At 72.7% G+C, this 4,240-nt stretch carries 5 protein-coding genes; 2 read left to right on the top strand and 3 right to left on the bottom strand.

Going from position 1 to position 4,240, the window contains the following annotated elements; translation table 11 throughout:
* Positions 1–661: polysaccharide deacetylase family protein (locus tag IH13_RS0133845; RefSeq protein ID WP_031090593.1), on the top strand; the 661-nt coding region annotated here is incomplete at its 5' end.
* Between the two features lie 13 nt (positions 662–674).
* Here the strand turns inward: IH13_RS0133845 and IH13_RS0133840 are convergent.
* Positions 675–1,337, bottom strand: a complete 663-nt coding sequence (locus IH13_RS0133840) for a class F sortase (protein WP_031090592.1) — start codon at positions 1,335–1,337, stop codon at positions 675–677.
* Between the two features lie 307 nt (positions 1,338–1,644).
* Between IH13_RS0133840 and IH13_RS0133835 the strand changes: the two genes are divergently transcribed.
* Positions 1,645–2,250 carry a hypothetical protein gene (locus tag IH13_RS0133835; RefSeq protein ID WP_031090591.1) on the top strand — a complete coding sequence of 202 codons (606 nt, stop codon included), beginning with the start codon at positions 1,645–1,647 and terminating at the stop codon, positions 2,248–2,250.
* Positions 2,251–2,345: 95 nt separating this feature from the next.
* Here the strand turns inward: IH13_RS0133835 and IH13_RS0133830 are convergent, their stop codons facing one another.
* A complete protein-coding gene (locus IH13_RS0133830; RefSeq protein WP_031090589.1) occupies positions 2,346–2,882 on the bottom strand; it encodes a hypothetical protein in 537 nt (178 codons plus the stop codon).
* Between the two features lie 227 nt (positions 2,883–3,109).
* The gene (locus tag IH13_RS0133825; RefSeq protein ID WP_031090587.1) at positions 3,110–3,877 is read right to left on the bottom strand and encodes a bestrophin-like domain; all 768 of its coding nucleotides are present in this window, start codon (positions 3,875–3,877) and stop codon (positions 3,110–3,112) included.
* Positions 3,878–4,240: the final 363 nt, after the last annotated feature.

Here is a 4,240-nt window from a genome sequence, read left to right as displayed (position 1 = left end):
GCCCATGACCGGCCAGGCGCCGCCCCGCTTCCGCCCGGGGCCGCCGCCGGTGCGCATCCGCCCGTTCGAGGAGATGCCTGAGATGCCGGAGCTGGGGCCCGAGGCCATGGTCCTGACCTTCGACGACGGCCCCGACCCGCTCTACACCCCGGACATCCTGACCACCCTGCGCAGGTACGAGGTGCGGGCGATGTTCTTCGTCTGCGGGGAGATGGCGGACGGCAACCGGGACCTGCTGCGCGAGATGGCGGACGACGGGCACGTGGTCGGCAACCACTCCTGGTCGCACCCGCTGATCCCGAGCCTGCCCAGGAGCCGGATCCGCGACGAACTGGGCAGCACCAGCGAGGTGATCGAGGAGACGCTGGGGGAGCCGCCGCTGTGGTACCGGGCACCGTACGGGGCCTGGAACCGGAACTCCTTCGAGATCGGCGCCGCCATGGGCATGGAGCCCATGGCGTGGACGGTCGACAGCCTGGACTGGACGACCCCGGGCACCGACACCATCGTCCGCCGGGTCGCTGCGGGAGCGGGGCCGGGGGTGATCGTGCTCTCGCACGACGCGGGCGGCGACCGGTCCCAGTCCGTCGCCGCCCTGCGGAGGTATCTGCCCGCGCTGATCGAGGAGGGCTACCGGCCCACGGTGCCGCACCGAACCTGAGGCCGCGCGGCGGCTACCGGGTCTCCACGAGCCGGGCGAAGACGACCACGTTCCCGTCGTAGCCGTCGGCCTTCGAGTAGCCGCCGCCGCAGGTGATGACCCGCAGCTCCGCGTAGCCCGTGTCGCCGTACACCCGGGGGCCGGGGAAGTCGTCCTTGGGGAAGACCTCCACCCCGTAGACCTCGAACACGGCGACCCGGTCGTCGTACCGGGCGACCTCGATCTGCTTGCCCTTCTTGAGGGAGCCCAGGCCGTAGAAGACCGCGGGGCCCGCCAGGTTGTCGACGTGACCGACCACCACGGCCGTCCCCCGCTGCCCGGGGGCGATGCCGTTCTGGTACCAGCCCGCGAGGTTCGGGTCCTGGGGAGGCGGGGCCTCGATCCAGCCGGCCGGGTCGAGGTTGACGTCGACCAGGGGGGCGTCCACCTCGATCGACGGGATCTGGACACGGGAGGCGGGGGCGTACGGGAGGGGCTGGACGGGCTCGTCGGTGACCGGAGCGGCGGTGGTCGTGTCGCGGGGGCCGGCGACGGAGGCCGCGGCGGCCGGCTGCGGCGGTCCGGCGGAGGCGTCCACGCCGTTGCGCATGAGGGCGAGCCCGGTGAGCATCACCAAGGCGATCGCGCCCCACGGCGTCCGTCTGCTCCGTACGGCGTCCCACTGGTCCCGGCCCATGGTTCTTCCCTTCGTCGCGACATCGCCACGCTAGGCGGGGGGCCGAGCCGCGGCGATCAGGGAAGGGCGAACGGGGGACGCATACGAGAGGCGTGCTGTTCGGAGTAATGAGCGGATAAAAATTCTGACGGAGCGTGACCTGCGGCTCCGTCAGGTGCGGGAAAGACCCGGCGGCGTGTCGGCTCACCGCGGTGGACCAGCGCCGACATGCAGCATATGGCGCAGTTGGTGATGGTTCGTCATGGGATGCGTCCTCATCGATCCCGGAGGACAGGACTCCGGGGCGCTTCCCGCAGGAGGTTCGAAGATGCGTGCTTCACGCGCTCTCGCGGTGACCGCGACCGCATTCGCGGCGGTCGGGCTCGCCGCCCCGCTGGCCGCCGCGGGCGGCGGCCCGGGCACCGAGCCCGTCAACGCTCCGACCAACGTCACCGTCAACCCGTCCCGCGTCCACCAGGGCGCCACCCTTCAGGTCAGTGCCGAGGGCTGCGGCCGCTCCGGCGGCAAGGTCTGGTCGAACGCGTTTCCGACGGTGAACCTCTCGCCGGGCCGGGTCGGCTACGCCACCGCGCACATCCGGGACAACACGACACCCGGGCAGTACAGCCTGTCCGTGAAGTGCAACGAGAGCGACAACAACTTCGGGGGCGGCAACGGCGGCAACGGCGGCAACGGCGGGGGCAACGGGGGTGACCGCGGCAACGGAGGTGACCGCGGCAACCAGGGCGGGAACGGCCAGGTCGCCACCGCCCGCTTCACCGTGGTCCCCAGCCGCGGTGCGCAGGGCGGGCTGGGCGGTTCCATGGGCCCCAGCTCCACCGATATGCAGGTCGGCGGCGGGCTCGTCGCCGCGGCGGCCCTCGGTGGTGCCGTCCTCTTCGTCCGGCGCCGGATGAGCAATGCGTCGGCCTGACGCGTCCGACGTCCCGGCCGGCCCGATACGCCCGTCGCCCCGGGTCCTGGACCAGGACCCGGGGCGACTGTCGTGGGCGGGGACGTGTCCGGCGGTCAGTGCCGGGAAGCCGCGCGCCGCTTGCGGAGTGCGTAGAAGGCACCGGCGGCCGCGACGGTCACCAGCGCGGATCCGGCTGCGATCCGAGTCGGGTCCATGGTGCCCACGCTGCCTCCGAGGCCGCCCTGGACGCCTCTGGGGGCCACCGTGGAGCTGGTGGTGGGCGCCGTGGTGGGCGCGGCCGTGGCACCGCCCGTGATGGAGAGGTTCGCGGTCTTCGTGCTGGTGCCGCAGCGGAACGTCACCGCGTACGAGGCGCCCCGGCGGGCTTCCTTGTCGACGGTGACGGTGGCCGACTTGTCCCGGGGGATGGTGATGGTGTCGAACACGCCCGAGAACGCGGTCGCGTCACTGGTGCACCCCACGGCGCCGAGGGTGACCTGGCCTCCCGGCGCGACCGCCGACGGAGTGATGGTGGGCGTGAACGAGGTGGACGTGCCGCCGGTGAGGACGGTGGCCGATGCGGCCGGTACCGCAAGGGCGCACAGGGACGCGCCCAGCAGGGCGACGGGTGCGACACGTATCGCGCGCATGGTGAATCCTCCGGGTCCCCGAGGAGCAGCCGCGGAACGGTTCCGCCGGAATGGGACATGCACCTCGATGCGCGAAACGCTAGAAGTGCGGCATATCACTCGCGATCGGTGTCAGGCGAATGGGGCAGCGTTGTCCCCCGGCCGGGGCACGGCCGGAGCACTGGCCGGGGGCCGCCCGACACGCCCGGTCAGGGCCGTCCGACACGTCCGGTCGGCCGGGGGCCCGCCTACCCGCCCGTGGCGTGCGGGAAGAGGTCCACGAAGGGCGCGGTGGTCGCCGAGATGGCCCGGCCGAAGGGGGCGTCGAAGTCCCAGATCAGGAAGAGCAGGAAGGCGATGAGGACGCTGAAGAGGCCCGCGAGCAGCAGTTCGCGGAAGGTCCTGCGGATCTGGAGGGTGAAGATCAGGCCGACGGTGACGAGCGCCCCGATGATCAGGCCGAACCAGACGACCCCCGGCATGGTCGCGCCCGCGTTCTGCCCGCGGGCGCCCCGGGCGTCGTCGGCGGCGGCGACCTGGTCCACCAGCGGTTGGTACGCCTGTCCCTCGTGGTCGTCGCGCGGCCGGTACTGCGTGACGTCGGCCCGGACCTTGTCCAGCAGGCGGGTGCCCTCGTCGGTGAGGTCCCCGTGCTTCGTCATGGTGCGCCACTCCTCGTCGACGACGTAGGCCACGTAGGCGTCGACGTCCCTGCGGATGCGGTCGCGGACCTCCGCCGGGTAGACGGCGGAGCGCGCACTCACCTCGTGCAGCGCCTGGGCCTCCAGTCGGACGGACTCCTGGGCGGCGCTGCGGCCCTCCCACACGCCGGCGATGGCGAGTCCGAGCACGATGGCGTACACCACGCCGATCATCATCGTCATGTACTCGATGACGTCGGGTGTCTGGGACGGGTCGTCGTCCTCCCCGACGCGCCGGTTGTTGAGGACGGCGATGGTCAGGACCACGGCACAGGCCGAGGCCATGGCGATGGTGAGAACGAGCCATTCCGACATGGGTCTCCTTCGCGGGGCGGCGGGGCGGCGGGGCGGCTGGGCGAGGGCGCGGGTCAGCGGGACGAGCGGGGCCGCAGGACGGCCACGGCGAACACCGCGGGCGCGGTGATGAGCAGCGTGGTCGAGACCAGGGAAGGGCCCGATCGCGGGACCTTGCGGGACGGTCGGCGGTAGGTGGGGACGGCGACCGGCCGTGTTGTCGCCGGGGCGGGGCGCACCGTCGGTGTCGGTGTCGGCCTCGGTGACGGTGACGGTGACGGTGACGGGGGCGGCGGGGCGGGTGGCGGAGGTTCCGGTTCCGGTTCGCGCACCGGTGGGGTCGGTGGGGGAGGAGCCGGCGCAGGAGGAGGGGGTGGTGGGGCC

The sequence above is a fragment of the Streptomyces sp. NRRL WC-3549 genome (assembly GCF_000721935.1).
Classification (GTDB): Bacteria; Actinomycetota; Actinomycetes; order Streptomycetales; family Streptomycetaceae; genus Streptomyces.
The sequence above is the reverse complement of the archived record's forward strand: the minus strand, read 5'-3'. Positions and strand labels throughout refer to the sequence as shown.

Excerpts from the sequence above, each read along its gene's own strand:
- IH13_RS0133830 (WP_031090589.1), bottom strand. The coding sequence starts at position 2,882 with ATGCGCGCGATACGTGTCGCACCCGTCGCCCTGCTGGGCGCGTCCCTG.
- IH13_RS0133840 (WP_031090592.1), bottom strand. The coding sequence starts at position 1,337 with ATGGGCCGGGACCAGTGGGACGCCGTACGGAGCAGACGGACGCCGTGG.
- IH13_RS0133825 (WP_031090587.1), bottom strand. The coding sequence starts at position 3,877 with ATGTCGGAATGGCTCGTTCTCACCATCGCCATGGCCTCGGCCTGTGCC.
- IH13_RS0133835 (WP_031090591.1), top strand. The coding sequence starts at position 1,645 with ATGCGTGCTTCACGCGCTCTCGCGGTGACCGCGACCGCATTCGCGGCG.